This is a genomic window from Streptomyces sp. NPDC057099, from assembly GCF_042671245.1.
Taxonomy (GTDB): Bacteria; Actinomycetota; Actinomycetes; order Streptomycetales; family Streptomycetaceae; genus Streptomyces; species Streptomyces purpurascens.
Window position 1 is genome coordinate 50,953 of record NZ_JBHUTX010000020.1, and the last position, 25,466, is coordinate 76,418.

A 25,466-nucleotide genomic window follows, 5' to 3' on the forward strand; every position below is an offset into this window, starting at 1 on the left:
CTGCGGAACGGCCCGTTCGGCGCGCGGGCCGACCCGAGGGTGACTAGCGTGAGGAAACGGACCATCCACCCGTCCGGAGAGGGCCGTAGCCATGGCCGTGCAACCTGAAGGAGCCCCTTGCTGGGCCGACGCGACGTTCAGTGACCTCGAAGGGGCCAAGACCTTCTACGGAGACGTCCTCGGCTGGACCTTCGCCGAGGCGTCGCCGGAGTACGGCGACTACACCCAGGCCTACGCGGACGGCAAGGCGGTCGCCGCCGTCGTCCCGCCCATGCCCGGCCAGCCGGAGGCCCCGTCGCAGTGGTGCCTGTACTTCGCCGCCCGGGACACCGCCGCCACCGCCGCCCGGATCCGCGACAACGGCGGCGAGGTCCTGATGGAGCCGATGCAGGTCGGCGACTTCGGCACCATGTGCCTGGCCCGCGACCCGAGCGGGGTCGTCTTCGGCGTCTGGCAGGCGGGCACCCACGAGGGCTTCGAGGTGATGGCCGAACCGGGCGCCTACATCTGGGCCGAGGTCTTCACCCGCGAGCCCGAGAAGTCCGACGCGTTCTTCCCCGCCGTCTTCTCCTACCGGCAGCGGGACATGGAGGACGGCGAGATGGACTTCCGCATCTACGACCTCGGCGAACGCACCGTGCTGGGCCGGATGAAGATGACGGAGGAGTTCCCGCCCGAGATGCCGCCGTACATCAACGTCTACTTCACCGTCGAGGACTGCGACGACGCCGTGGCGAAGGCGACCAAGCTCGGCGGCGTCCTGCGGTTCGGTCCGATGACCACGCCGTTCGGCCGGTTCGCCGCCATCAGCGATCCGCAGGGCGCGATCTTCTCGGTGATCGATGTCACGACGACCGAGGGTGACATGCCGAAGCTGGCCGACGTGTCGTAACCACCCCACCCTCCCGGCCGGGCGGACCGTGCGGCCATGGCATGATCGAGCCCATGCGTGAACGTGTTGTGGCCGCGTGCGACGGGGCTTCGAAGGGAAACCCGGGACCCGCGGGCTGGGCCTGGGTCGTCGCCGACGCTTCCGAGAGCCCGGTGAGCTGGGAGGCGGGGCCGCTCGGCAAGGCCACCAACAACGTCGCGGAACTGACCGCGCTGGAGCGCCTGCTGACGGCGACCGACCCGGGCGTACCGCTCGAGATCCGGATGGACTCGCAGTACGCGATGAAGGCGGTCACCACCTGGCTGCCCGGCTGGAAGCGCAACGGCTGGAAGACGTCCGCCGGCAAGCCGGTCGCCAACCAGGACCTCGTCGTGCGCATCGACGAACTCCTGGACGGCCGCTCGGTCGAGTTCCGCTACGTGCCCGCCCACCAGGTCGACGGCGACCGGCTCAACGACTTCGCCGACCGCGCCGCCAGCCAGGCCGCCACCGTCCAGGAGTCCGCGGGCAGCGAGCTGGGTTCCCCCGAGCCGCCGCCCGCCCCGGACACCCCGGTCAAGGCACCCCGCTCCCGCCCGCGCGGCGGTTCGGCCCGCACCGCGAAGGCCTCCGGCGCCAAGGGCTCCTCGCGCACCATCAAGGCGAAGTTCCCCGGCCGCTGCCAGTGCGGCCGCTCCTACGCGGCGGGCGAGCCCATCAGCAAGAACGACAGCGGCTGGGGACACCCGGAGTGCCGCACGGCCGCCACCGCCTGATCAGGCGTCGAACGTGTAGTGCGCCGTGTGGTCCAGCAGATCCGCCGGGCTCGTGTCGTGCCACGGCCGCATGGTCTCGTTGAGGTCGATCACGTTCGGCGTGCCCGAGACCGGCAGATAGCCGGAGCCGGGGTGCCGCCGCTGCCACTCGGCCCACAGCTTGTCGATGTACGCGTGGTGCAGCCAGAACACCGGGTCGTTGGGCGAGGCGCCGGTGGCCATGTGCCCGCCCACCCACACGTGGACGCGGTTGTGCAGATTGACGCCGCGCCAGCCTTCGAGATGGTTGCGGAAACCGTCCGAGCCGCTGTTCCAGGGCGCCATGTCGTACGTCGGCATCGCCAGCACCGACTCGACCTCGGCGGCCGTCGGCAGCTGGCGTCCCCCGGCGCCGAGGGACCGGCGCAGGAACGTACGGCCGTCGACCCGCACATTGATCTGCCAGTTCCCGCCGGCCGAGGCGAACGGCCCGTCCGACACCCGGCCGTCCCGGTCGCGCCCGGTGCCGCCGAGGAAGTCGGGCGCCCAGAGCGAGGCACGCGGCGAACGGTCGACGGTCCAGTCCCAGTACGGCAGGGCCACCGAAGCGTCCACCGACTGGAGCGCCCGCTCGAATTCCAGGAGGAATCTTCGGTGCCAGGGCAGGAAGGACGGTGAGCGGTGGCCCGTCCGCTCGCCGTTGTCGGTGTCGGAGACGATGAAGTCGTTGTGCGTCGTGACGAATTCGTCGTAGCGGCCGTTGCGCTTCAGCTCCATGAGGGCGGCGACGAAACGCCGCTTCTCGTCGGCGGTCAGGGCGGACTGGTTCTTGCGGACGGTCATGTGCGGGTGCTCCAGAGCCTTTCGGTGCGGATCAGTTGGCGGGGAAGGGCAGCAGTGGCGCGCCCTGCAGCTCGTCCACCGCGGCGCGGGCGGCGGCGCGCGGGGTGGCCACCGGGTCGTAGTGGCTGACGACGCTGATCCAGGTGCCGTCGACGTTGCGCATCACGTGCAGCTCGACACCGTCGACGAACACCGCGTATCCGGCGCCGTGGTGGTGATGACCGGTCCCGGTGGCCGGGCGGCCCTGTATCCGGCGGCCCTTGTAGACCTCGTCGAAGGTCCCGGGGGAGTCGTGGTGCCCGTGCCCGGTGGCGGCCGTGGCGGGCACGACGGCGGGCAGGACGCCGGCGGTCCCGGCGAGGACGGCCGCGGCGGTGAGCGCGCGGCGACGGGTGAGTTCCGGCATGCGGACCTCCTGGGTCGGTTCGGGTGTTGACCTGGGCATGCCTACCGGTCCATCCGGTACCGGGAGAAATCCGCGCGAGCCGGTTGGCTGCGATCCGGGCAATTCCCCCCATGTCGTGCAAGGTTGAACAAAGATGATCTTGCTGTCAGTGGTGGGGGCGCGGGCACGGAAGGGGAAATTCCGCCCGCTTGGGGCGTCGGGGAGGTTGTTCCTCCCCACGGGACCCGCTGCCCGTGGTGCACGTCACGCCGCGAAACTGGCGCGATTCGGTGGTCCGCCCTCCCGGCGGTGCCCCGAGGTCGACCGGACCTCCCGACTTGGGTGAATGGCAATTCACCGGCTAAGGTGAATTGCCATTCACCTGCCGCCTCGCCCAGGCGCCGTCCGCTGGAGTGCCGATGGACCGGACCGCCGCGATACGCAACCGGCTCACCGTCCCGGTGCTCGCGTTCGGCGGCATCCTCATGGCCGTCATGCAGACCGTGGTCGTGCCCCTGCTGCCCGACCTGCCCCGGCTGACCGGCGCCTCGGCGGGCACGGTCTCCTGGATGGTCACGGCCACCCTGCTGTCCGGGGCCGTCCTCACCCCGGTCCTGGGCCGGGCCGGCGACATGTACGGCAAGCGACGGGTGCTCATGGCGGCCCTCGCGCTGATGACTCTGGGGTCGGTCCTGTGCGCCCTGACCTCCGACATCGGCGTGCTGATCGCCGCCCGCACCCTGTCCGGGGCCGCCGCCGCGGTCGTCCCGCTGTCCATCAGCATCCTGCGGGACGAGCTGCCGCCGGAGCGCCGGGGCTCGGCCGTGGCGCTGATGAGCTCCACCGTCGGCATCGGCGCCGCGCTCGGCCTGCCGCTGGCGGCGGTGATCGTGCAGTACGCGGACTGGCACACCATGTTCTGGGTGACCAGCGCCCTCGGCGCCACGGGCGTGACGCTGGTGTGGTGGGCGGTACGGGAGTCGCCGGTGCGCGAGCCGGGCCGGTTCGACGTCCCGGGGGCGCTGGGCTTGGCCGTGGGGCTCGTCTGCCTGCTGCTCGGGGTGTCCCAGGGCGGGCAGTGGGGCTGGGGCGGCCCGCGCGTCGTGGGCCTCTTCCTGGCCGCCGCCGTCGTGCTCGCGCTGTGGTGGTGGCAGCAGCTGCGGGCCGAACAGCCACTGGTGGACCTGCGGTTGGTGGCCCGGCCCCGGGTCGGACTGTCCCATGTGGCGGCGCTGCTCGCCGGATTCGCGTTCTACGCCAACACCCTGGTCACCGCCCAGCTCGTGCAGGCGCCCGAGGCGACCGGGTACGGGCTCGGTCTGTCCATCGTCGCCACCGGTCTCTGCCTGCTGCCCAGCGGCGTGGTCATGCTGCTGCTGTCGCCCGTCTCCGCCCGGATCTCCGCCGCGCGCGGCCCGCGCGTCACACTCGCCCTCGGGGCCGCCGTCATCGCCGCCGGGTACGCGGTCCGCATCGCCGACAGCCGCGATCTGTGGATGATCATCGCGGGGGCCACGGTCGTCGCCACCGGCACCACCCTGGCCTACTCGGCGCTGCCCACGCTCATCCTGCGTGCCGTACCGGCCGGGCAGACCGCCTCCGCCAACGGCGTCAACGTCCTGATGCGGACGATCGGCCAGGCCGGCTCCAGCGCCGCCGTGGCCGCCGTCCTCGTGCACCACACCAGCCTGGTCGGCGGGGCCCCGGTCCCCACCCTGCACGGATATCTGCTGGCGTTCGCCATGGCCGGTGCGGTCGCCCTGGTGGCCGTCGTGGCGGCGCTCTGCATACCCGGCGACCCCACGGCCGACGAACCGGACGGCCGTGCGCCGGACGAGGACCGCACCCGGGGCGCGCACGACCGCGCGATGGAGGGAGCATGAGTGCCGTGAGCACTCCACCCGTCACGCCCACTCCGGCCCGCAGGGACGCCGAGGCCACCAAGGCGGCCATCCTGAAAGCGGCCCGTCATCTGCTGGCCCGGCACGCGCACGCCGACATCACGCTCAAGGCGGTCGCCGAGCGCGCCGGCGTGAGCCCGCCGCTGATCCTCAAGTACTTCGGCAACAAGGACACGCTGTTCGCCCGGGTCATGTCCTTCGAGACCGACGCCGCCGCCCTGCTGGCCGCGCCGCTCGACGAACTCGGAGCGCACATGGTCAGCCACGTCCTGGTCAGCCAGTCCGAGCAGGGCGCCGACCCGCTGCTGCGGATCGTGTTCGCGCCCCTGCACGGCGAGCAGGGCGACATCCTGCGCGCCAACTTCCGCACCCAGGTGACCGATCGCCTCACCGATCGCCTATCCGGCCCCGACGCCGGCCTGCGCGCCGAACTGGCCGTGGCCACCCTGCTCGGCCTGGGCGTGATGTACGGCATCGCCCGCGGCACCGAGGTGCGGGCGAGCACGGTCGACGCCCTGGTGGACCGGTACGCGCCAGCGGTGCAGGCACACCTCACCCCCTAGGCACCGGGGCCGAACAGCCGGTCCAGGAAGGCGTTGCCGTACACACGGTGCGGGTCGAGCCGGTCCAGCACCGCGTCCGCCTCGGCCCACTCCGCCGTACCCACGGCGGACGGCACCACCGACCCCAGGACCTCCTCGTCGCTCCACACCCCGTCGTCCGTGTACGCCCACCCCTTGGACCACTCCACCCGGGTGAGCGCGAACCCGCCGTCGAAGGTACGCAGCAGGAACCGCTCGATCTCCCGCAGGAACGCCTCAGCGTCCGGCGTGCCCGGCAGCGTCAGGACGTCCAGCCACACGGCCGTGTCCCACTCGGGGTGGTCCGCGCGCGGCCGGAGCGCGGACAGCAGCGGCGGGCGGGCCCCGGCCACTCCGGCGTCGCCCGGCTCGTCCAGGCCGGTCACCCGGATCTCCACCGAGCCGTTGACCGGGAAGCTGCCCCGGGCCGCGTACGCCGCCAGCCGCTCCCGGTAGAAGGCCGCGAACTCCGAGACCACCCGCTGCACCCGCTCCCGCGAGGTCAGGACCGCGTAGCCGTCGGCGTGCACCCGCAGGGTGCTCGGCTTCAGATACAGCAGGGTGTTCTTGGACGGCCCCCAGAGATCGGCGGACAGCGTCGTCACCAGCCCGAGCGCGGCCGCCTCATACTGCGCGGCGCCCAGCACCGGCGCCAGATACCAGGCCGCGTCCGACGTCATCCGGCCCACCAGCTCCGCCACCGGCGTCGGGATGTTGTCGGAGAACGGGTAGTTGTACGGCCGCGTCACACGCCGCGAGGTCAGCGGCCGGGTGGGGGAGACGCTCCACACCTTCAGCCAGGGATGCTCGGTGAAGGCGAACCAGATCGCCTCGACCCGCCCGGCCTCGTCCAGGTAGCGCGAGAGGGTACGCCCGCCGGAGCCGGGCGCGGCGAACAACTCGCCCGCCGGGATGTCCGTACGGCTCACGCACCGCAGGTTCGTGTTCGCGCCCACCCGCAGCACCACCTCGGTCACCAGGGACCGTCCGAGATGGGTCAGCAGCGCGGCACCGTCCGCCTCGTCGCGACGGAACGTGCGCACCACGTACGCGCCGGCCCGGGAGTCCCAGACGACCGCCGTCAGGGACAGGATCAGATTGCTGAGCGAGCCGTACGTGTGCCCGGGCCGCCGGCGCTCGCCCCGTGCGGGAACGGCCGTGCCGTGCGCGTCGATCGCCAGGGCGCCGCCCAGGGTGAGGACACCGGGAGCGGGAGCCGCCGTGACTCCCAGGCCGTGTTCCTCCAGGAAGGTGAGCAGGGCCTCCATGGTCACGCCGGTTCCGGCCCGTACGGCCGTCGGCGAGTCCAGCGTGAGGCCGGTCAGACGAGGCGTCGTGTCGACGAGGAGGACGGGCGCGCCGGACGGTGTCCCCTCCGTCACGGTCAGGGGCGACCAGCCGTGCGAGGCGCCCCGGGCACGCACCCGCCACCCGTGCCGCCACGCCCAGTTGACGACCTCGGCCACCTGCTCCGGGCCGTCCGGCGCACAGGCCCACAGACCGTCCGCGGTGATCTCGCCGACCCAGTTCCGGTACGCCGAGCGGTACAGCGCGACATCCGCCGGGAAGTCCGGCAGCTCCGCCGCAGCGGCCGCCGGATCCGCCGGCAGACCCGGCACGGCGGCGAGGGCGGCCGCCGTGAGGAGGAAGCCCCGGCGCGTCCAACGCGGTTCTTGGGAAGGGCAGTTGCTCATTGAACCGGTAGTCACGTGGAGTCACGCTAGGGGCCCGGCTGACACGTGACACGTTCCTGTCGCCACTATTCACTCGTGTGAGTGAATCGGGCAGGGGGGACGGGCCGGAGGGATACGTTCCGCGCGTGGCCGTGACGGATGACAGACTGACGCCCATGGACGAGCGCACATTCGACAGGTCGGGTCAGCATGCCTCCGTCGTGGGCCTGGGCACATGGCAGCTGGGTGCCGACTGGGGAGACGTCGACGACAAGGAAGCCCTCGCGGTACTGGAGACGGCGGCCGAATCCGGGGTGACCTTCTTCGACACCGCCGACGTGTACGGCGACGGCCGCAGCGAGCAGACCATCGCCACGTTCCTCAGCGGCAGGCCGGACCTGCACGTCCTGGTCGCCACGAAGATGGGCCGCCGGGTCGACCAGATCCCCGAGAACTTTGTGCTCGACAACTTCCGCGACTGGAACGACCGTTCCCGGCGCAACCTCGGCGTCGACCGGATCGACCTGGTGCAGCTGCACTGCCCGCCCACGTCCGTCTACTCCACGGACGAGGTGTTCGACGCCCTCGACACCCTGGTCGAGGAGGAGCGCGTCGCCGCGTACGGCGTCAGTGTCGAGACCTGTGAGGAGGCGCTGACCGCGATCGCCCGGCCCAACGTGGCGAGCGTGCAGATCATCCTCAACCCGTTCCGTATGAAGCCCCTGCGCGAGGTGCTCCCGGCCGCCCGTGCGGCGGGGGTCGGCATCATCGCCCGCGTCCCGCTCGCCTCCGGCCTGCTGTCGGGCAAGTACACGCGGGAGACGGTCTTCCCCGGCAACGACCACCGCGCCTACAACCGGCACGGCGAGGCCTTCGACGTGGGCGAGACGTTCTCCGGCGTCGACTACGCCACCGGTATCGAGGCCGCCGCCGAGTTCGCGGCACTCGCCCCCGAGGGATACACCCCGGCCCAGCTGGCCCTGCGCTGGATCATCGAGCAGCCCGGCGTCACGACCGTGATCCCCGGCGCCCGCTCACCCGAGCAGGCCCGCGCCAACGCGAACGCCGCCCGCCTGCCGGAGCTGTCCGGCCGGACGCTGGCGGCGATCGGCGACCTCTACGAGCAGCGGATCAAGGACCAGATCGAATCCCGCTGGTAGAGACTGCCCGGTTCACGGTATCCGTCACGGCACCAGGAGCAGCTGCCGTTCCTGCTCCTGGTCGCCGGAGGCGACCCCGTCGTCGCGGGCCGTGAAGGCCCCGGTGAGCGTGTCGCTCGCCCGCCGCACCGCCTCCGGGGTGCCCTGCACGGTCACGGTCACCGGCGCGGACAGCCGCTCGGAGCTCTCCCCGGCACGGCCGGCGCGCCCCGCCTCCGCATCGCCGAACGTGGCCGTGTGCACCGTCGCGTTCTCGTCGGCGGGAAGCTCGTCCGGCGCCCCGAACGTGCCTTGCAGGGCGCGGACGACCGCTCGTGCGTCGCCCGTGCCGCCGCCGCTGAGCGTCACGGTGAGCTGCGTTCCGGACATGCGTCCACGACCTCCTCGGGTTCTGCGTCATTCGCGTCGTCCGTGTAACCCTCGCCTGGTCGCTCAAACCGCCGCCCGGCCCGGGAGGACGGCCCGTTCCGGGGAACTCGCGGGAGAGAAGCACCTGAGGTCTCACACCGGGAGGAACCGTGTCGGAGACGGTAGAGGGCGGGGCCAGGCGCCGGGGGCGCAACGAGACGGAGGAGGAAAGAGCGGACCGGATGTGGCAGGAGCTCATCCAGGAGGTCCGCGTGGCCCAGATGGGCGTGCAGATCCTGTTCGGTTTCCTGCTCACTGTGGTCTTCACCGAGAAGTACGACGAACTGACCGGCACGGACCAGACGATCTACCTCGTGACGGTCGTCCTCGGCGCGTGCGCGACCGGGGCGCTCATAGGCCCGGTGTCCCTGCACCGCCTCGTCTCCGGGCGGCGCGTCAAGCCGCAGGCGGTACGGCTGGCCTCCCGGCTGACGCTGCTCGGCCTCCTCCTGCTGCTGGCCACGACGACCGCCTCCCTGCTGCTGATCCTGCGCGTGGCCACGCACAACGGCTTCGTGCCCTACCTGGTCGCCGGAGTGGTCTGCTGGTACCTGCTGTGCTGGTTCGTCCTGCCCCTGTGGACCAGGTACCGCCATACGTCGGAGTGACGGCCGCCGGGCCGGCCCTATGCCCCTGGGATCAGCCCCCGGCGATGACGTCCGCCAGGAAATCGTCCACATGGACCTCCTCGCGGCCCGGCGGGACCACCTCGTGGGTCTCCCGCAGGAACGCCGCGAACCCCGGGGCCCACGCGAACACCAGGGCGTGGTGACGGCCGCCGTCGGGGCGGGCGTCACCGAGGAACTCCAGGCGCAGCTCCTGCCACATGCCCCGCGACACCGGGCGGATCCGCACATCGCCCATCCCGACCGGACGCCGTAGACCGTCGGCGAGCATCTCGCGGTCCAGCTGCCACCGGGCGAGCACGCGGCCGTCGTGGCTGAACACGAGGGTGACGGCGAACGGGTCCGCGGCGTCGTAGCTCAGGTGGGCGAGTACCGAGAAACGGTCCGTGTCACCGGCCTGGAGCTGCACCACCAGGGTCTTGTGCACGAAGGAGTTCACGAAAGGGCCTCCGGGATGAACCGACGTAGAGCCCTCTAGTACCCCTCACACGCGCAAGATGCTCAGCCCTCGGGGTGATTCCCGCGGGCACCCCGCAGCGACTCGATGCAGACGGCCACCGCCCGCTGCAGCTCCTCCAGGCGCTCCACCATGTCGTCCTCGTAGAACTCCGGGGTGTCGTCGAAGGTCAGCTCCTCGAACACCTTGGTCGCCCGCTGCAGGCTGCTGTAGAACTTCGTGCGCCGCTCCTGCACCCGCAGCCCCGGATCGGCCTCCACGGTCTCCACGACAAGGGACTTCATGGTGTCGTACGCCTCGGTGGCCCACTCGCCGGAGTCCTCGTCCTCGTCCAGCTCGTCGATGAGCGACAGATGCCGTTCGGCCTCCTGACGCAGATCGGCGGGTGCGTCGAGGGTCTGCCCGGCGGGCGTCTTGATCTGCCCCGACTCGGCGATCTGGCGCACGTATCCGATGCGGTCGGCCGCCCTGCTCTCGCCGGCGACGGCCTTCTTCAGCTCGTCGGTGCGCACGACGTCACGGGCCAGCTCGGCCTGCAGGTCGGGGTCCTCCCGGACCCGGTCCAGCAGGGCCTGACGGGCCGCGCGGGCGGTGGAGGGGTCGGCGAGGATCGCGGCACGCAGGGCGGTGGGGTTCTCCGCGACCTCCAGGGCCTTCGTGGGCCGGATGCCCTCCGCCTCGGCGGCCTCGGTGATGGCGGTGCCGCGCTCGGAGGTGGCGCTGTTGCGGGAGACGTAGTAGCTCAGCCACACGTCCGCGTCCGGCAGTTCCACGTCCGCACCCGGCGCCAGCGCCTCGAAGTGCGGGACCAGACCGTCGTCCGCCGCCCGGTCCCACGCCTTGTAGTAGCGCATGACCCGCTCCGGAGAGCACCCGGCGAGCTCCGCGAACTCCTTCGCCGACACCTTCGGCGTCTCGTCCGCGCCCTGCCCGCCGGGCCGCACGCTGCGCGCCACCTTCAGCCCGAAGGCCCACCCTCCGGTCCGGGCGTACGCCCCGAACTCCCGCGCGTCCAGCGCGACAAGGTCGGAGACGGGCGCCGGGGAGGTCTCGGGCGGGGTGATGGCTACGGTCACGGACGACTCTCCTGAGGGGGGTTGGCTGCATCGAGTACGTGCAGGCCAGCAGCCTATCTCCACCCTCGGAAAGCATCTGCCGCCACCGGCCTCAGCCGAACGCGTCGCGCAGCGCGGGCAGCAGGGTCTTCTCCGACCAGTCCAGGTACGCCGGCTGCGACTCGCCGCCGATCTGGACCAGGGCTATCTCGGTGAAACCCGCCTCGGCGTACGGGCGGACGGCCTCGACGAAGGTGTCCGGGTCGTCACCGCAGGGGATGGCGTCGGCCACGTCGTCGGGTGTGACGAACCGGGTCGCCGCGTCGAAGGAATCCGGGTGCGGGAGCTCCGAGTTGACCTTCCAGCCGCTGCCGAACCAGCGGAACTGGGAGTGGGCGCGCTCGACGGCCGTGTCCCGGTCGGGGTCGTAGCAGACCGGCAGTTGGCCGATACGGGGCTTGCCCGCGCCGCCGTGCCGGTCGAACGCCTCCAGCAGGCCCGGCTTGGGCTCGGTGGCGATCACCAGGTCGCCGAGCCGGCCCGCGAGTGCGCACGACCGCTCCCCGGAGACGGCGACGCCGATGGGCGGCGCCTCGTCCGGCAGGTCCCACAGCCGGGCCGACTCCACGTCGAAGTGCGTGCCGCGGTGATTGACGTGGCCGCCCTCGAAGAGGGCCCGGATGATCTCCACGGCCTCCTCGAACATCTCGTGCCGTACGTCGACGGACGGCCAGCCGCCGCCCACCACATGCTCGTTGAGGTTCTCGCCGGAGCCGAGTCCCAGCCGGAACCGGCCCTCGGACAGCAACTGCAGCGTCGCCGCCTTCTGCGCCACCACCGCCGGGTGGTAGCGGAACGTCGGGCAGGTCACATACGTCATCAACGGGATACGGGACGTGGCCTGGGCGGCCGCGCCGAGCACCGCCCACGCGTAGGGCGAGTGGCCCTGCGAGCGCAGCCACGGGAAGTAGTGGTCGGAGGTCACCGAGAAGTCGAAGCCCGCCTCCTCGGCCCGCACCACATGGTCGACGAGCGCTCGGGGGCCGGCCTGTTCGGTCATCATCGTGTATCCGATTTGCACCATGACCGGCGAGTCCCCGGACAGCGGGCGTGAAAACGGCTCGATCAAGGTCCGGCGGCAGGGGGAGGATGCCTCCATGAGTGCCTCCGCCCTGCCGACCGGCAGCCCCGCCTCCCAGGGTGTCGACGCCTCCGGCGTCCACGCCTTCCTCGACGCCCTCGAAGCGGCCCCGGAGATCGAGCCGCACAGCCTGATGATCATGCGGCACGGACACCTCGTCGCCTCCGGCTGGTGGGCGCCCTACACCCCCGACCGCCCCCACCTGCTGTACTCGCTCAGCAAGAGCTTCACCGGGACCGCCGCCGCCCTGGCCGAGGCCGAGGGACTGCTCGACTTCGACGCGCCCGTGATCTCCTACTTCCCGGAGTTCGAGGCCGACATCACCGACCCCCGCAGCCGCGCCATGCTCGTACGGCACGTGGCGTCGATGGCGAGCGGCCACGAGCGGGAGACCATCGAGGAGACCTACGGGCTGGACCGGGCGGAGCCCGTACGCGGGTTCCTGCTCCTTCCGCCGGACCGCGACCCCGGCACCGTCTTCGCCTACAACCAGCCCACCACCTACACCCTCGGCGCGATCGTCCAGCGGGTGACCGGGCAGCGGCTCACCGAGTATCTGCGCCCGCGGCTGCTGGATCCCCTCGGTATCGGCGAGGTGTTCTGGCAGCGGGACCGCGCCGGCCGCGAGATCGGCTACAGCGGTCTGCACGCCACCACCGACGCGATCGCCCGGCTCGGCGAGCTGTATCTGCGCGACGGAATCTGGGAGGGCAGGCGGCTGCTGCCCGAGGGATGGGCGGCCCGGGCCTCGCGCCCGCACATCCCGACCGCCGGTGCCACGGGAGAGGTGGACCGGCAGGACTGGGACCGGGGCTACGGCTACCAGTTCTGGACCTCCCGGCACGGCTACCGGGGCGACGGCGCGTACGGCCAGTACTGCCTGGTACTGCCCGAGCACGACGCGGTGATCGCCACGACCGCGGCGACCGAGCGGATGCAGGACTACCTGGACCTCGTCTGGAAGCATCTGCTGCCCGCCTTCGGCCCCGAACCGCTGACCGGCCGGGAGACCGCCGACGCGGCCCTGCGCGAGCGCCTCGCCGGGCTCGCGCTGCCGCCCGCCCCGGGCAGCCCGACACCGCCCGGACGGGCCGAGGGCTGGGCCGCCGCCGCGTTCGCTTCCCCGGCGGGGGACGGTCCGGCCCTGTCGGCCGAACTCGGGCAGGACGCGGACGCCTGGACGCTCAGGCTCACCGAGGGGGAGACCCGGCTGGAGCTGCGGATCGGGAAGGCGGACTGGACGGTGACGGAGGCGCCGCTCCCGACCGCGGTGAGCGGCGGCTGGACCGATGCCGGCACGCTGGCCGTGGAGGCCGCGTTCCTGGAGACCCCGCACCGCCTGGCGCTGACGTGCTCCCTCGCGGACCGTACGCTCACCGCGCGCTGGCGCACGCAGCCCCTGCGTCCCGGCCCGCTCATCTCCCTGCGCGCACCACGCGGTTCAGTCTGAGTCCGGCCGGAAGGTCTTGAGGACGGTGCGCAACGTCTCCTCGCTCGCGCTGTCCTCCCAGTCCGCGGCCGGGGTCGTCCAGCGCAGCGAGAAGCTCCGGCCCCCGCCCAGCAGGAGACCCCGGCCGAAGGTGCGTACGCGGGTGTCGCCGATGTCCGCCGTCCACTCCATGTCGGCGGCCTCGCGCCCCTGGTACGTCGTCGCGCGGATCGCGCCGATCCGCTCGTAGTCACCGGACTGCTTCAGGTTCGGTTCGACGTCGTCCCGCCACACGGCCACGGGGTCCGGGCCCGCGTCCGCGCTGTAGGTGACGGCCAGCGTGCGGTCGTCGCCGTCGGCACCGAAGACGACCCGGTACGCGAGGCCCTGGCGGTCGGTGTCCAGCCGCTTCCAGTTCTCGGGCAGCGCGACGGAGAAGCCCTCCGGCGCGTGGTAGCGCTGGAAGCCGGGCGGCAGGCCGGTGGCCGGGGCGGACGGCGTGGGCTCGGGAGACGACGGGGTGGGTGTGGGGGAGGAGGGTTCCTCGGTCGGGCTGGGCGTCCCGGACGGCTCGGGACTGTCGTCGCCGGTGCTCTCGCCAGGCGAGGCGGCGGAGGCAGGCGGCCGGGCCGGCGAGTCGGCCGCCTCGCCGCCGGTGTCACTGCCGGGCAGCCCCTGGGTCGCGGCGAGCACGGCGACCGCGACGGTGACGACGGCCAGGGCCGTCCCGGCCACCATGGTCCGTCTGCTCCAGGCCGGGTTCCCCGGCAGTATGGCGGCGTACGAGCCGCGCAGCCGCGGGGCCTGCACCGACGCCATGGCCGCTTCCGGGTCCTCGCTGAGCGCGCGGGTCAGCGCCTCACGGACCACCGGGCGGGTCAGCCGCTCCCGTGAGTCCTTGCGGAGCAGTCCCTGCACGACCTGGGTGAGCGGCCCGGAGCGCACCGGCGAGCGCAGCGGCAGCCGGTCCACGGCCTTCAGGGTGTTCTCCGGGCGCCCCCGGTCGCGGAACGGCGGGCGTCCCTCGACCATCGTGTAGAGGATCGCGCCCAGCGCCCACAGGTCGGCGGCGGGACCGATGCGCTCGTCCCGGGCCTGTTCCGGAGAGGCGTACGCGGGGGCCGTGAGCCGGGGCGCGAGGGTGGCGCCGGCCAGGCCGTAGCCGGTGACGACGACCGAGTGGTCCTCACGGACGAACACCTGGCCGGGGCTGAGTTCGCCGTGGGTGATGCCCTCGGCGTGCGCCGCGTCCAGGACGTCGAGCAGCTCCAGGCCGATGCGCGCGGCGCGCACGTAGTTGAACGTGCCCTGCTCCGAGAGGAGTTCGCCCAGTGGCGTGCCGTCGATCCACTCGTTGACGGTCCACAGGGCGCCGGCCTCCTCGACGGTGTCGACGACCGTGGCGATCCGGCCCGGGCACAGCAGCGCCATGTTCTCGGACGTGCGCAGCAGCCGGGCGGAGGCCCGGCGCTCGGGTTCGAGGGGGTCGTCCGGAAGCCCGATCTGGGTGACGAGACACGGCCGCGAGACCTCGCCGGCGCCGGTGTCCTCGGCGTACCAGCAGATGCGGTTGGTCTCGCGCTGGATGATCTCGAGCAGCCGGTACCGGCCGGCGACCAACTGGTGTGTGGAGACGTGCGCCCTGCCCATGGCCATCCCTCGACTGGAAATCTGGCTCTCAACCTTTTCCAGAGGTACGGGGAGTGAGGCGCACTCTGTTCAATCGGATCGCAACTCCGTGTTCATTCTTGTCTTTTGTTCAAGAGATGGGGGCAAGTGCGCGAGGAGAAACGGTCTTTCATGGGCTCCGGCACGGCTCACCTCGGCCGCCCGGCCTCCTAGGGCTCGGAGAATTGGCCCGCCGCCGCCCGCGGATTCGCAAATTCCGGGCTGGCCTGGTGGTAACCGCCGGTAAATGCCGCGGTGTACAACATCTGAACTCGGAGCCCTCCGATGAATTCCGCGACGGATTCCCCGAGGGCGGCCGGATCCTCAGCGCAGACCGAAGCGATGCGACCAGGCGATCATGTCTCCCGTGGTCGCGTTGCCCCCGCACACCACCAGGCCGAGCCGGGCTCCGTCACCGACCCGCTCCAGAACCCGCCGGGCGGCGGGCAGCAGGCAGCCGGCGGCCGGTTCGGCCCACACCTTGGCGTGGTCGGCCAGCTCCAGCGAGCCCCGCACGGCTTCCCGGTCCGGGACCACGAGCACCTCGGTGACCAGGGCCGAGACATGGTCGTACGTCAGCCGCGACACGGACGGGGCGCTGAGCGTGGAGACGATCGACGACAGGGCGACCGGCAGCGGACCGCCCGCCGCCAGCGCCTCGGACATGGCCTGGGCGCCCTCGGTCTCCACGCCCCACACCCGCACCCCGGGCCGCCGCGCCCGCAGTGCCGCGGCGACCCCGGAGATCAGCGCGCCGCCCCCGATGCTGACCAGCACGTCGGTGAGCTCCCCGGCGTCGGCGGCGAACTCCAGGCCGACCGTGCCCTGCCCGGCGATCACCACCGGGTCGTCGAAGGGGTGGACCAGGGTCAGCCCCTCCTGCTGAAGCCGCGTCATGAGCGCGAACGCGCCGTCCATGTCGTCGGTCAGCCGCACCGACGCGCCGGACGTCTCCGCGATCTCCACGGCACGGGAGGGCGCCGAGCGGGGCATGACGATCGTGGCCTTCACATCGAGGGCGGCGGCCATGACCGCGACGGCGATCCCGTGGTTGCCGCCGCTGACCGCCACCACCCCGGCGGCCCGCTCGGCCTCGCCCAGCGACAGCAGCTTCGCCGTCGCCCCGCGCGCCTTGAACGAGCCGGTGCGCTGCAGCAGTTCCAGCTTCGCGGTGACCGGGGTGCCGAGCAGCGCCGACAGCCCCGGGCTCGACACGGTCGGCGTGCGCTCGACGTGCCCGGCGATCCGCTCGGCCGTTGCCTCGATCTCCGAGATGCTGATCACTGCTGTCGTCCTTCCGGCGCGGGGTCGCGAAACACGCCTGGTCGCACCCTGGCCCGCCGACCCGGCCGAGGTCAATCACGCCGGGCGGAAGGCACCGGATCAGACGTCGCGCCGGACCAGGAAGTCGAGCAGCGAGCGCAGTTCGCCGGCCGCTCCCGCCGCCAGCGGCACCCCGGCGAGCGCCGTCTCGACGACGGCGAGGTGACGCCGGGCCTCGGCCAGGGCCGCCGAACGGCCGCCCGCCTCCTCGATCAGCGCCGCCGCCGCGTCGGGCTCGTCTCCGCTCTCCAGGAGCGCGGCGATCCTGCCGCCGCTCGGGGAGCCGAGCGCGACCAGCACCGGGAACGTCTTCTTGCGCTCCCGCAGGTCGCCGTGGACCGGCTTGCCGGTGACCCGGGGGTCACCCCAGATGCCCAGCACGTCGTCGACGATCTGGAAGGCGATCCCGAGGTGCCGGCCCACCCGGTCGAGCGCGGTGACCGTCTCCGGGGCGGCACCCCCGAGCACGGCACCCAGCGCGGCAGCGCAGCCCAGCAGGGCGCCCGTCTTGTGCTCCGCCATCGTCCGGTACTCGTCGGGCCGCACCCGCCGCGGCCCCGTCCAGGGCCGCTCGGCGAACAGCAGGTCGTCCGCCTGCCCGCGCACCAGGTCACCCAGCGCCCCGGACAGCGTCCGCACGGCACCGGCACCGCCCGGCTGCGCGGCGAGCGTCTCGATCGCCAGCGCGAACAGGGCATCGCCCGCGAGCACCGCGGGCCCCGTGCCGTAGGCCTTCCACACGGTCGGGCGGCGGCGCCGGTCCGCGTCGCCGTCCATGATGTCGTCGTGCAGCAGGGAGAAGGTGTGCACCAGTTCCACCGCCACGGCCGCCGCCACCCCGGACCGGCCGGGCGCACCGGCCGCCTCGGCGCCCAGCACCGCGAGCGCCTGCCGTACGCCCTTGCCGCCGGAGGCGACGGCCGGTGCGCCGCCCACCTCACACCAGCCGAAGGAGTACGCGGCCATCTCGCCGACCCAGGGATGCAGCCGCCCGACGGCCTCAACCAGGGCGGGACGCACGAGGGCACGGCAGCGTTCGAGGACCGCGTGGGCGTCGCGGGAGCGGCCGGAGTCGTCGACGAGACCCTGCGGCTCGCCAGGCGTCGCGGTCTCAAGCCGGGTCGCGTGCGGGGTGGTCGGGGACTGCGTCGCCGTGTCCTGGCGCGCTGTCCGTACCGCCGTGTCTCGCCGTGCCGCCTGCACCGCCGTGGGGAGCGCCGTCATCGTGCCGCCTCCGTCGCCCCCGCGAGAGCGAGCCCCGCGTCCGGTATCCCCAGCTCCTCATGGGCGCGGGCCACCATCTTGCGGGCGTGCTGGAGGCCGATCCGCTCCAGCGTGCCGGCGAGGTCGGCCAGTTCGGCCGCCGTCTCGCCGCGGTCGCGGCCCAGCCGGGCCAGGGCCTTGGCCAGTCCGAGGCGCGAGAGCGCCTCCCCGCGCGGCTCGCTCATCTCGCGGAACTCCGCGAGCGCCTGCTCGTACAGGGCGCGTGCCTCGGCGTAACGCCCGGCCCGGTACAGCACGTTGCCGCGCATCTTGTGGTTGTAGGCCAGCGCGCTGGACAGCTTCATCGCGCGGCATGACGCCTCCGCCTCGCTCAGCAGCTCCAGGGCCCGCTCGGTGTCCCCGTCGCGCACCGACACCACATCGGCCAGACCGCGCAGCGCCCAGGCGTGACCGCGCCGGTCGTCGGCCCGCGCGGCGATCTCGGCGGACTCCTCGAACAGGGTGTACGCCCTGTCGTAGTCCCCGGTGTTGCGGTGCATCTGCGCGATGCCCTCCAGCGCCCACACCGTGTGCCGCGCCTCGCCGCGCCGCCGGGCCTCGGCGAGCAACTGCTCGTGCAGCCGGCCGACGGCCTCGTAGTCGCCCTGGATGCGGCCGGTCTCGGCCAGGCCCGCCAGCGAGTAGCCGCGTACGACGACGTCCCCGCCGCGTTCGCCCAGGTCGGCCGCGAGCTGGAGGAGACGGCGGGCCAGCCGGAGCGCGCCGCGCTGCCGGGCCAGCGTGCCGCCGCTCCACAGGGCCCAGGCCATCGCCCCGACGTCCTCGGCCTCGCGGGCGGCGCGGTAACTCGCCTTCCAGGCCCGGTCCGCGTCCGCGACCCGGCCCAGCCGACGCTGCGCCTCGGCCACCGCGAGTCCGGAACGCGCCACCTCCCCGGGCTCGCCGGCGCGCTCGGCCGCCCTCAACTGCTCGGTGCCGGCGGCCAGTACGTCGGTCAGAGAGGAGTTGACGGACAGAGTGGTGAGCGCGCCCTGGTACTCCGGGGCGAATGCCTTGCCGTACATCGATGCCTTTCGGTTCGTATACGCACCATGTATACGCGCTGTGTATACATGGTGCGTATAGAAGGGGGGAAACCGGCCCTGGCCACAAGGGCCAGGGCACACCTGTTGTCGATCAAGACGTCGAGTGAACGGACCGGGTTGCCTGTGAGGCGTAGATCACCCGAGGGGCTTCCGTGGTTCGATCAGTGCTGTCCGGGCTTCTGCGGGGTCGCCTCGCTCGGCCGCACCACGGCGTATCCCTCGCCCTGGAGCACCAGTTGCACGGCCTCGCCGGAGCCGCCGCGCAGCATCGACCCGATGGACTGGGAGCGGTGCAGGGAGGTCTGCAGGCCCGCGGTCCAGCCGACGATCGCGTCGGTGTCGACATACACCGGGTGCTGCGCGGAGACCGGGATGACGAGCGGGGTGCCCTCGCAGACCAGGGCCAGTTTGCCGTGCCCGGAGAAGACGCTGTTGAACAGGCCGCCGCCGGTCATGCCGGCGCCCTTCACGGTCGCGATGCGATACGACAACGTCGCGTCGAAGCACAGGACGTTGCGGCCGTTGACGGTGAACTCGTCGCCGGGTTCGACGTCGACGATGAAGCAGTTCTGCGCCTCGTGGGCGAACCAGGCCTCGCCCTGTCCGCGCACCGCCATCAACGGCAGTCCCTCCCCGGTGACCGCGCGCTTGAGCATGCCGCCCATGCCCTGGCCCTTGCGTTCGAACTGGAGGTTGCCGCGGTAGGCGATCATCGCGCCCTGCCGGGAGAGCATCTCGCCGTTCACCGTGTACCGGACGCACTTGGCGTTCTCGATCGTCATGCCCGCCGCGACGGGCGGTTGGGCCATGTGCTCGCTGGAAAAGAGGTCACCCTTCATACGGGCATCCTCGCCCGGAGTGTCTCCCTCCGCCAAGATCACGGTGGGGGCGACGGTTCGGAGCGACGTGGCGCGGTGTCAGGCGCCGAAGAGCTGCGTCCAGTACGTGCCCGCCCGGCCACCACCGGCGAAGCCGATGCCGATGTGGGTGAAGTCGGGCTTGAGGATGTTGGCCCGGTGGCCAGGGCTGTCCATCCAGCCCTCCACGACGTCGGCGGGGGAGCGCTGGCCGCAGGCTATGTTCTCGCCGATGGAACGCCGGGCGGATCCTGCCGCGGCGGCGCGGTCCCAGGGCCGGCTGCCGTCGGGCCCGGTGTGCGAGTAGAAGGCGCGGGCCACCATGTCGGCGCTGTGCGCCTGCGCGGCGGCGGTCAGGAGAGGGTCGACGGCCAGGGGAGGGAGTCCGGCCCGTGCCCGCTCCCGGTTGGTGAGGTCGGTGACGGCCGCTGCCGTGCCGGCCAGTCCGTCCGGTGTGAAGGGCCGGGCCCACAGGGCGGTCCAGTAGGTGTCACCGGAGGGGCCGTCGTGGACGTGGGCCAGTCCGGTGTGGGTGAACACCGGGTGGAGCAGGGTGCGGCGCGGAGCGTCGGTGCGCAGGCAGTACGCGACGAACTCGGCGGGTGTGCGCGGGCCGGACACGAGGTGCTCGCCGACGGTGAGAAACGCGTATCCCGCGTTGCTGACGCGCTGGAAGACGGAGACACCGTCCCGGCTCTCGACGCCGAGGCGTCCCGTCGTCGCCATGGCGGCGGCGTGCTCCCGGGCGGCGGACTCCAAACGGGCGTCGAGGGTCGTCGGTGGCGAACCGGCTGCGGCCCGCGCGGAGTTGACCAGCGCGACGAACCCGTCGGGATCGGGTGCGGAGGGCGCGAAGGCGGGTGGTCGGGGAGGTCCGGGGGAGTGGGCGCCACGGTGGGCCGGTTCGGTGGCGGCCCGGTGCCGTGCGGCCGAGGCCCCCGCCTGCCCGGTCGTGGGCGCGAGAGCCGCTCGGCGCACCCCGTTGTCGAGCGCGCCCGACTCCGACGCGGACGGGTCGTCCGCGATGTCGACGCCGAAGTCCCGGGCGACTCCCGCCAGTCCGTCGGCGTACCCCTGGCCCAGCGCCCGCAGCTTCCAGCGGTCGCCGCGTCGGTAGAACTCGGCGAGCAGCAGCACCGTCTCCTCGCGGGGGCGCGGCGGGGTGAAACGGGTGAGGGGGCGGCCGGCGGCGTCGGTGACGTGAAGTGTGGGGGAGGGCAGGCGGCCGAGAGGGGTTCCGGGCTCGGCGGGGCTGACGGCGACGGTGACCCGCGTGGCTCCGGCACGCAACCTCGACGGGTCCACGGTGAGCGTGTCACGCCGCAGTACGGCCCCCGGGGCGGCCGGCTGGTTGTAGAAGACGAAGTCGCCGTCGCCCCCGACCCTTCCGCTGTCGTCCGTGATCAGCGCGGACACGTCGAACGGCCCGGGCACCCGGACGGTCACCGCACCGCCCGGCAACGCCAGATTGCCACCGGGGACCAACTCGCTGATCACGCCCGGACAACGGCCTGGAGAGGGCGAGGGTTCCCGACGGGGGCCGAGCCCCAGGGCTTCGGGAGCTATCCTGCTTCTTTTATTGACAGCGGAAATTAACCCTCCTACGTTCCGGTCATGCACTCGACACGTCGTGCCGAGACGTTCCCGGCGAACACCCCGGCCGCTTCCCAGGTCTTCACCACCGTTCTGTCCCACGGCCCCCTCACCCGGCTGGAGGCGGCCCGGCGTGCCGGACTGTCACCGGCCGCCGTCACCAAGGCGGTTCGGCCGCTGATCGAGGCCGGCTACCTCGCGGAGGACGCGGACGGGGAGGCCCGGCCGACGCTCGGGCGGCCCGCCAACCCCCTGCGCGTGAACGGCGACCGGGCGCTGTTCATCGGCGCCAAGGTGACCGGCGACGAGATCATCGGGGTGCTCACCGACCTGTGCTGCCGGGTCCGTGTCTCCCGGCGCGTGCCCCTGTCCGCCCGGGACACCCGGCACGTGCTGTCGGCGGTCACCGCGCTGGCGCAGGACCTGCTGACCGAGGCGCAAGGCCTCGGCACGGGCGTGCTGGGCCTCGGCATCGCCGTCTCCGGCGATGTGGACCGCACCGCCGGGACCGTCCGGTACTCGCCGTTCCTGGAGTGGTACGACGTACCGCTCGCCGAACTCGCCGCGGCCACGACCGGTTTGCCGGTCACCGTCGACAACGACGTACGGGCCCTGACCGTCGCCGAGCAGTGGTTCGGCGCCGGGGTGGGACTGTCCGACTTCGCCGTGGTGACCGTCGGCGCCGGCATCGGATGCGGCCTCGTCGTGCACGGCCGGGTCGTCGCCGGTGCGCACGGAGTCGCCGGGGAGATCGGGCACGTCACCGTCGACCCGTCCGGTCCGCCCTGCCACTGCGGCAACCGGGGCTGTGTGGAGGCCGTCGCGGGCGACGCCGCGATCGTCCGTCAGGTCCGTGCGGCCACGGGTCTGCCGGTCGCCGGCACCGGGGAGGCCCTGGCACTGGCCCACCAGGGGGTCGCCGGAGCGCGGGAGGTGTACGCGCGGGCGGGCGAGGCGATCGGGCGCGGCATCGCCACCGTGGCCAACCTGCTCGGACCCGAACGCGTGATCATCTCCGGCGAGGGCCTGGCCGCCTACGACCTGTTCGCCGAGCAGATCCGCGGCGCGTTCGATGCCGCCGCCTTCGGCTCCGCCGCCCGGTGCGACGTACAGACCAGACCCCTGCCCTTCGAGCAGTGGGCGCGGGGGGCCGCCGCCACCGCCATCCAGTCCTTCATCACAGCCGACCAGCGGCCCGGCCGCTGAACCGACACCGGGAGGCACGACCCATGCGGTCAACCTCGTACTCCGTCATGCCCGCACGCGCCCTGAGAGCCCTGGTGGTTCTGGCCCTCACCGCGGGCGCCGTCACCACGGCCCCCGCCGAGGCCCGGGCCGGCACCACCGCGCCCGCCCTCGCCGCCAAGCCGTACATGGGCTGGTCGAGCTGGAGCATGCAGTCCTCCAAGTACCCCGGCCTCAACCCGGACGGCGACTACAGCTACCTCACCGAGGCCAACGTCCTGAAGCAGACCGACGCGCTGGCCGCCAAGCTGAAGAAGTACGGCTACGAGTACGTCAACATCGACGCCGGCTGGTGGCGCGACAACGCGTGGCGGCCCGGCTTCGACCGGTACGCCCGCCAGCGGCCCGACCCGGTGCGCTTCCCGCGCGGCATGAAGCCGGTCGCCGACCACATCCACGCCAAGGGCCTCAAGGCAGGCATCTATCTGCCGGTGGGCCTGGAGAAGGAGGCCTACGGCGAGGGCAGGGTGCCCGTCCTGGGCGCCCCCGGCTGCACCACCGCCGACATCGTCCACGACGACCTGCGCACCACCAACGGCTGGGACAGCGCCTACAAGCTCGACTTCTCCGGCCCCTGCGCGCAGAAGTACGTCGACTCCCAGGCGCGGATGTTCGCCGACTGGGGCTACGACTTCCTCAAACTCGACGGGGTGGGACCCGGCTCCGGCAAGAGCGGCGACCAGTACGACAACGTCGCCGACGTCGCCGCCTGGCAGAAGGCCATCGCCGCCACCGGACGCCCGATCCACCTGGAGATCTCCTGGTCGCTCGACATCGGCCGCGTCGCCGACTGGAAGAAGCACTCCCAGGGCTGGCGCATCGACACCGACGTCGAGTGCTACTGCAACACCCTCGTCAGCTGGGAGAACTCCGTCGACGACCGCTGGGACGACGTCCCCGGCTGGACCCGGCACGCCGGCCCCGGCGGCTGGAACGACCTCGACTCCCTGGACGTCGGCAACGGCGAGATGGACGGCCTCACCAAGGCCGAGCGACAGAGCTACGCCACCCTGTGGGCCATCGCCAAGTCCCCCTTGTACACCGGCGACGACCTCACCCGCCTCGACGCCCACGGCCTGTCCCTGCTGACGAACCGCGAGGTCATCGCCGTCAACCAGGACGCCACGCCACCCGCACGCCCCGTCACGCCCTCCGACCCGCAGCAGGTGTGGGCCGCCGAGAACCCCGACGGCAGCTACACCGTCGCCCTGTTCAACCTCGCCGACAGGCCCGCCGCCGTCACCGCCCACTGGGCGTCCCTCGGCGTCACCGGCAAGGCCGGGGTCCGCGACCTGTGGAAGCACGAGAACCTCGGCAGCCACAAGAACAGGATCACCCGGACTCTGCCCGCCCACGGCTCCCGCCTCCTCACCGTCACCCCGCGCGGCGGCACACTCGCCACGACGGGCTACGAGGCCGAGTCCGCCGCCAACACCCTCACCGGCAACGCCGCGCCCACCGACTGCCCGTCCTGCTCCGGCGACCGCAAGGTCGGCGGCCTCTACCTCGGCGGCAAGCTCACCTTCAACGAGGTCGTCGTCGAACGCCCCGGCACCTACCAGGTCGAGGTCGCCTACGTCAGCGGCGACGCCCGCCCGGTCGAGATCTCCGCGAACGGCGGCGAGGCCACCCGCCACAGGTTCCCCTCCACCGGCGACTGGGGCACCGTCGAGACGGTCAGCGTCCCGGTGACCCTCAAGGCCGGTACCAACACGATCACGTTCGACAGCGGTTCGGGCCACGCGCCGGACATCGACCGGATCGACGTGCCGCAGGCGTCCTGACAGCCGTGATCGAGAGGCTCGTCCCGTCGCGACAGGGGCACGTGCGCAGCGCCAGAGGTCGCACCACTACCGTGTCGTACGCCGGGACCGTCCCGGACGATCGCCCGCCGACCGGCCGAAGGAGCGCCGACGATGCCCCGCACCGCACGCCCCCACCGCCGTATCGCCCTGGCGGCCCTCTCCACCTGCCTGGTGCTGGGCTGCGGAGCGGGCGCGACACCCCAGGGGGCCGACGAGCAGGCCCCGCCTCCCAGCGCCCCGGCCGAGCCAGGGGACGGCGTGGTCACCTGGGCCTCCTCAGCCGACCACATCGGCGAGGCGGTCGACGGCCGCGGCTACCGGCTCGTGGTGCACACCAGCGTCGGCGGCAGCGGCCTGCGGGTGCGGCTGTCCAACGCCTTCGGCGACCAGCCGGTGACCTTCGGCAATGTCCACGCCGGCCTGCAACGCGACGGAGCCGCGCTCGTCCCCGGCAGCAACAGACGCCTGACCTTCGACGGCGCGCGCTCCGTCACCGTCCCCGCCGGCGGCATCGTCCACAGCGACCCGCTGCCCGGCCGGGTCCCCGCCGCGAGTTCGCTCGCCGTCAGCCTGTACGTCGCCCGGGCGGGAGGCGCGCTCACCGGGCACTGGATGGCGATGCAGACGTCGTACACCGCCGAGGGAGACCACACCGCGGAGGAGAGCGCGGCCCACTGGAAACAGCGGACCGGCTCCCGGTTCTACCTCGACGCCGTCACCGTCCGGCCGCGGCCCGCCGCGGGTGCCGTGGTCGCCCTGGGCGACTCCGTCACCGACGGCTGGCAGTCCACCATCGACCTCAACCGGCGCTGGCCCGACTACCTCGCCCGCCGGCTGGCCAAGTTCCCCACGACGACCGTCAAGGGGGTCGCCAACGCGGGGATCGCCGGAAACAGGGTCCTTACCGACGGTCCCGGGCAGAGCGCCCTGAACCGCCTCTCGCGGGACGCGCTCTCACTGCCGGGCGTGCGCACGGTGTTCCTCTTCCAGGGGGTCAACGACATCAAGCTCGAGCCGGGCCCCACGGCCGCCCAGCTGATCGCCGGGTACCGCACCCTGATCGACCGGGTGCACGCGGCCGGCAAATGCGTCGTGGCCTCCACGATCGCCCCCTTCAAGGGCTGGCAGGAATGGGACCCCGCCGGGGAGGCCGTGCGCCGGGAGGTCAACGCCTTCATCCGCAACAGCGGCGAGTTCGACGCGGTCGCCGACTTCGACCGCGTCCTGCGCAGCCCCTACGACCCCGAGCGGATCCTCCCCGCCTTCGACGGCGGCGACCATCTGCACCCCAACGACAAGGGGATGCAGGCGATGGCCGACGCCGTCGACCTCGAGAGCCTCGACTGCGGGAGCCGCTAGCCCGGTCCGCCCGTCATGCCGG

At 72.6% G+C, this 25,466-nt stretch carries 23 protein-coding genes; 10 read left to right on the forward strand and 13 right to left on the reverse strand.

All coding sequences use genetic code 11. From position 1 onward, the window contains the following. Nucleotides 1–91 precede the first annotated feature (91 nt). Nucleotides 92–892, forward strand: a complete 801-nt coding sequence (locus tag ACFT4A_RS24040) for a VOC family protein (RefSeq protein ID WP_382833248.1) — start codon at nt 92–94, stop codon at nt 890–892. A gap of 41 nt (nt 893–933) precedes the next feature. After that, complete coding sequence (locus tag ACFT4A_RS24045; protein ID WP_382833250.1) at nt 934–1,647, forward strand: ribonuclease H; 714 nt, start codon at nt 934–936, stop codon at nt 1,645–1,647. Here ACFT4A_RS24045 and ACFT4A_RS24050 read toward each other — a convergent pair whose 3' ends face one another. Together ACFT4A_RS24050 and ACFT4A_RS24055 are read right to left on the reverse strand one after the other, a co-directional pair. Continuing rightward, nucleotides 1,648–2,469 carry a tyrosinase family protein gene (locus tag ACFT4A_RS24050; RefSeq protein ID WP_382833251.1) on the reverse strand — a complete coding sequence of 274 codons (822 nt, stop codon included), beginning with the start codon at nt 2,467–2,469 and terminating at the stop codon, nt 1,648–1,650. A gap of 31 nt (nt 2,470–2,500) precedes the next feature. Further along, the gene (locus ACFT4A_RS24055) at nt 2,501–2,875 is read right to left on the reverse strand and encodes a tyrosinase cofactor (protein ID WP_382833253.1); all 375 of its coding nucleotides are present in this window, start codon (nt 2,873–2,875) and stop codon (nt 2,501–2,503) included. Nucleotides 2,876–3,273: 398 nt separating this feature from the next. Here ACFT4A_RS24055 and ACFT4A_RS24060 point away from each other — a divergent pair, with 398 nt between their 5' ends. After that, nucleotides 3,274–4,737, forward strand: coding sequence for an MFS transporter (locus ACFT4A_RS24060; RefSeq protein WP_382833255.1), 1,464 nt, complete (start codon nt 3,274–3,276; stop codon nt 4,735–4,737). Next, a complete protein-coding gene (locus tag ACFT4A_RS24065; protein ID WP_382833256.1) occupies nt 4,734–5,318 on the forward strand; it encodes a TetR family transcriptional regulator in 585 nt (194 codons plus the stop codon). Before ACFT4A_RS24060 ends, ACFT4A_RS24065 begins: the two co-directional genes overlap by 4 nt. On the opposite strand, the gene ACFT4A_RS24070 is transcribed toward ACFT4A_RS24065, so the two are convergent. Next, the gene (locus ACFT4A_RS24070) at nt 5,315–7,030 is read right to left on the reverse strand and encodes a cholesterol oxidase substrate-binding domain-containing protein (protein ID WP_382833352.1); all 1,716 of its coding nucleotides are present in this window, start codon (nt 7,028–7,030) and stop codon (nt 5,315–5,317) included. The genes ACFT4A_RS24065 and ACFT4A_RS24070 overlap by 4 nt on opposite strands. A gap of 155 nt (nt 7,031–7,185) precedes the next feature. On the opposite strand from ACFT4A_RS24070, the gene ACFT4A_RS24075 reads away from it, so the two are divergent. After that, complete coding sequence (locus ACFT4A_RS24075; protein WP_382833258.1) at nt 7,186–8,169, forward strand: aldo/keto reductase; 984 nt, start codon at nt 7,186–7,188, stop codon at nt 8,167–8,169. Between the two features lie 24 nt (nt 8,170–8,193). Here the strand turns inward: ACFT4A_RS24075 and ACFT4A_RS24080 are convergent, their stop codons facing one another. Further along, nucleotides 8,194–8,538, reverse strand: a complete 345-nt coding sequence (locus tag ACFT4A_RS24080; protein WP_382833259.1) for a hypothetical protein — start codon at nt 8,536–8,538, stop codon at nt 8,194–8,196. Nucleotides 8,539–8,759: 221 nt separating this feature from the next. Between ACFT4A_RS24080 and ACFT4A_RS24085 the strand changes: the two genes are divergently transcribed. After that, nucleotides 8,760–9,185, forward strand: a complete 426-nt coding sequence (locus ACFT4A_RS24085) for a DUF6328 family protein (protein WP_382833354.1) — start codon at nt 8,760–8,762, stop codon at nt 9,183–9,185. A gap of 31 nt (nt 9,186–9,216) precedes the next feature. Here ACFT4A_RS24085 and ACFT4A_RS24090 read toward each other — a convergent pair whose 3' ends face one another. The 3 genes from ACFT4A_RS24090 to ACFT4A_RS24100 form a co-directional block, all read right to left on the reverse strand. Then, on the reverse strand, nt 9,217–9,642 hold the full coding sequence (locus ACFT4A_RS24090; protein WP_382833261.1) for an SsgA family sporulation/cell division regulator: 426 nt from the start codon (nt 9,640–9,642) through the stop codon (nt 9,217–9,219). Nucleotides 9,643–9,704: 62 nt separating this feature from the next. Continuing rightward, nucleotides 9,705–10,736: a hypothetical protein gene (locus tag ACFT4A_RS24095; RefSeq protein WP_382833262.1), complete on the reverse strand. Its 1,032-nt coding sequence runs from the start codon at nt 10,734–10,736 to the stop codon at nt 9,705–9,707. Nucleotides 10,737–10,827: 91 nt separating this feature from the next. Then, nucleotides 10,828–11,799 (reverse strand): LLM class F420-dependent oxidoreductase, encoded by a 972-nt coding sequence (locus ACFT4A_RS24100; RefSeq protein ID WP_382833264.1) that lies wholly within the window; start codon nt 11,797–11,799, stop codon nt 10,828–10,830. A 73-nt stretch (nt 11,800–11,872) separates the two neighbouring features. Here ACFT4A_RS24100 and ACFT4A_RS24105 point away from each other — a divergent pair, with 73 nt between their 5' ends. Further along, on the forward strand, nt 11,873–13,306 hold the full coding sequence (locus tag ACFT4A_RS24105) for a serine hydrolase domain-containing protein (RefSeq protein WP_382833266.1): 1,434 nt from the start codon (nt 11,873–11,875) through the stop codon (nt 13,304–13,306). Here ACFT4A_RS24105 and ACFT4A_RS24110 read toward each other — a convergent pair. The 6 genes from ACFT4A_RS24110 to ACFT4A_RS24135 all read right to left on the reverse strand — a co-directional run bounded on the left by ACFT4A_RS24110 (nt 13,298) and on the right by ACFT4A_RS24135 (nt 20,936). Further along, complete coding sequence (locus ACFT4A_RS24110; RefSeq protein ID WP_382833356.1) at nt 13,298–14,935, reverse strand: serine/threonine protein kinase; 1,638 nt, start codon at nt 14,933–14,935, stop codon at nt 13,298–13,300. The two genes, ACFT4A_RS24105 and ACFT4A_RS24110, sit on opposite strands and share 9 nt — an antisense overlap. A 342-nt stretch (nt 14,936–15,277) precedes the next feature. Beyond that, entirely contained in the window at nt 15,278–16,237 is a 960-nt protein-coding gene (locus ACFT4A_RS24115) for a threonine/serine dehydratase (RefSeq protein WP_382833268.1), read from the reverse strand. Between the two features lie 99 nt (nt 16,238–16,336). Then, a complete protein-coding gene (locus tag ACFT4A_RS24120) occupies nt 16,337–17,500 on the reverse strand; it encodes a polyprenyl synthetase family protein (protein ID WP_382833270.1) in 1,164 nt (387 codons plus the stop codon). Continuing rightward, nucleotides 17,497–18,564, reverse strand: a complete 1,068-nt coding sequence (locus ACFT4A_RS24125; protein ID WP_382833272.1) for a tetratricopeptide repeat protein — start codon at nt 18,562–18,564, stop codon at nt 17,497–17,499. Before ACFT4A_RS24125 ends, ACFT4A_RS24120 begins: the two co-directional genes overlap by 4 nt. 182 nt (nt 18,565–18,746) lie before the next feature. Next, nucleotides 18,747–19,424 (reverse strand): AIM24 family protein, encoded by a 678-nt coding sequence (locus ACFT4A_RS24130; protein ID WP_382833274.1) that lies wholly within the window; start codon nt 19,422–19,424, stop codon nt 18,747–18,749. 78 nt (nt 19,425–19,502) lie between these two features. Then, nucleotides 19,503–20,936 carry a CAP domain-containing protein gene (locus ACFT4A_RS24135; RefSeq protein ID WP_382833358.1) on the reverse strand — a complete coding sequence of 478 codons (1,434 nt, stop codon included), beginning with the start codon at nt 20,934–20,936 and terminating at the stop codon, nt 19,503–19,505. A gap of 120 nt (nt 20,937–21,056) precedes the next feature. On the opposite strand from ACFT4A_RS24135, the gene ACFT4A_RS24140 reads away from it, so the two are divergent. The 3 genes from ACFT4A_RS24140 (at nt 21,057) to ACFT4A_RS24150 (ending at nt 25,444) form a co-directional block, all read left to right on the forward strand. Further along, the gene (locus ACFT4A_RS24140) at nt 21,057–22,241 is read left to right on the forward strand and encodes an ROK family protein (protein ID WP_382833276.1); all 1,185 of its coding nucleotides are present in this window, start codon (nt 21,057–21,059) and stop codon (nt 22,239–22,241) included. 23 nt (nt 22,242–22,264) lie between these two features. After that, nucleotides 22,265–24,064: an alpha-galactosidase D gene (locus ACFT4A_RS24145; protein ID WP_382833278.1), complete on the forward strand. Its 1,800-nt coding sequence runs from the start codon at nt 22,265–22,267 to the stop codon at nt 24,062–24,064. A gap of 132 nt (nt 24,065–24,196) precedes the next feature. After that, nucleotides 24,197–25,444 carry an SGNH/GDSL hydrolase family protein gene (locus ACFT4A_RS24150; protein WP_382833280.1) on the forward strand — a complete coding sequence of 416 codons (1,248 nt, stop codon included), beginning with the start codon at nt 24,197–24,199 and terminating at the stop codon, nt 25,442–25,444. The last annotated feature ends 22 nt before the right edge of the window (nt 25,445–25,466 follow it).

Coding starts and splice junctions, on each gene's coding strand:
- ACFT4A_RS24065 (WP_382833256.1), top strand. CDS start 4,734: ATGAGTGCCGTGAGCACTCCACCCGTCACGCCCACTCCGGCCCGCAGG.
- ACFT4A_RS24125 (WP_382833272.1), bottom strand. CDS start 18,564: ATGTACGGCAAGGCATTCGCCCCGGAGTACCAGGGCGCGCTCACCACT.
- ACFT4A_RS24075 (WP_382833258.1), top strand. CDS start 7,186: ATGGACGAGCGCACATTCGACAGGTCGGGTCAGCATGCCTCCGTCGTG.
- ACFT4A_RS24070 (WP_382833352.1), bottom strand. CDS start 7,030: ATGAGCAACTGCCCTTCCCAAGAACCGCGTTGGACGCGCCGGGGCTTC.
- ACFT4A_RS24150 (WP_382833280.1), top strand. CDS start 24,197: ATGCCCCGCACCGCACGCCCCCACCGCCGTATCGCCCTGGCGGCCCTC.
- ACFT4A_RS24060 (WP_382833255.1), top strand. CDS start 3,274: ATGGACCGGACCGCCGCGATACGCAACCGGCTCACCGTCCCGGTGCTC.
- ACFT4A_RS24110 (WP_382833356.1), bottom strand. CDS start 14,935: ATGGGCAGGGCGCACGTCTCCACACACCAGTTGGTCGCCGGCCGGTAC.
- ACFT4A_RS24050 (WP_382833251.1), bottom strand. CDS start 2,469: ATGACCGTCCGCAAGAACCAGTCCGCCCTGACCGCCGACGAGAAGCGG.
- ACFT4A_RS24045 (WP_382833250.1), top strand. CDS start 934: ATGATCGAGCCCATGCGTGAACGTGTTGTGGCCGCGTGCGACGGGGCT.
- ACFT4A_RS24120 (WP_382833270.1), bottom strand. CDS start 17,500: ATGACGGCGCTCCCCACGGCGGTGCAGGCGGCACGGCGAGACACGGCG.
- ACFT4A_RS24100 (WP_382833264.1), bottom strand. CDS start 11,799: ATGGTGCAAATCGGATACACGATGATGACCGAACAGGCCGGCCCCCGA.
- ACFT4A_RS24105 (WP_382833266.1), top strand. CDS start 11,873: ATGAGTGCCTCCGCCCTGCCGACCGGCAGCCCCGCCTCCCAGGGTGTC.
- ACFT4A_RS24080 (WP_382833259.1), bottom strand. CDS start 8,538: ATGTCCGGAACGCAGCTCACCGTGACGCTCAGCGGCGGCGGCACGGGC.
- ACFT4A_RS24130 (WP_382833274.1), bottom strand. CDS start 19,424: ATGAAGGGTGACCTCTTTTCCAGCGAGCACATGGCCCAACCGCCCGTC.
- ACFT4A_RS24140 (WP_382833276.1), top strand. CDS start 21,057: ATGCACTCGACACGTCGTGCCGAGACGTTCCCGGCGAACACCCCGGCC.
- ACFT4A_RS24085 (WP_382833354.1), top strand. CDS start 8,760: ATGTGGCAGGAGCTCATCCAGGAGGTCCGCGTGGCCCAGATGGGCGTG.
- ACFT4A_RS24040 (WP_382833248.1), top strand. CDS start 92: ATGGCCGTGCAACCTGAAGGAGCCCCTTGCTGGGCCGACGCGACGTTC.
- ACFT4A_RS24055 (WP_382833253.1), bottom strand. CDS start 2,875: ATGCCGGAACTCACCCGTCGCCGCGCGCTCACCGCCGCGGCCGTCCTC.
- ACFT4A_RS24145 (WP_382833278.1), top strand. CDS start 22,265: ATGCGGTCAACCTCGTACTCCGTCATGCCCGCACGCGCCCTGAGAGCC.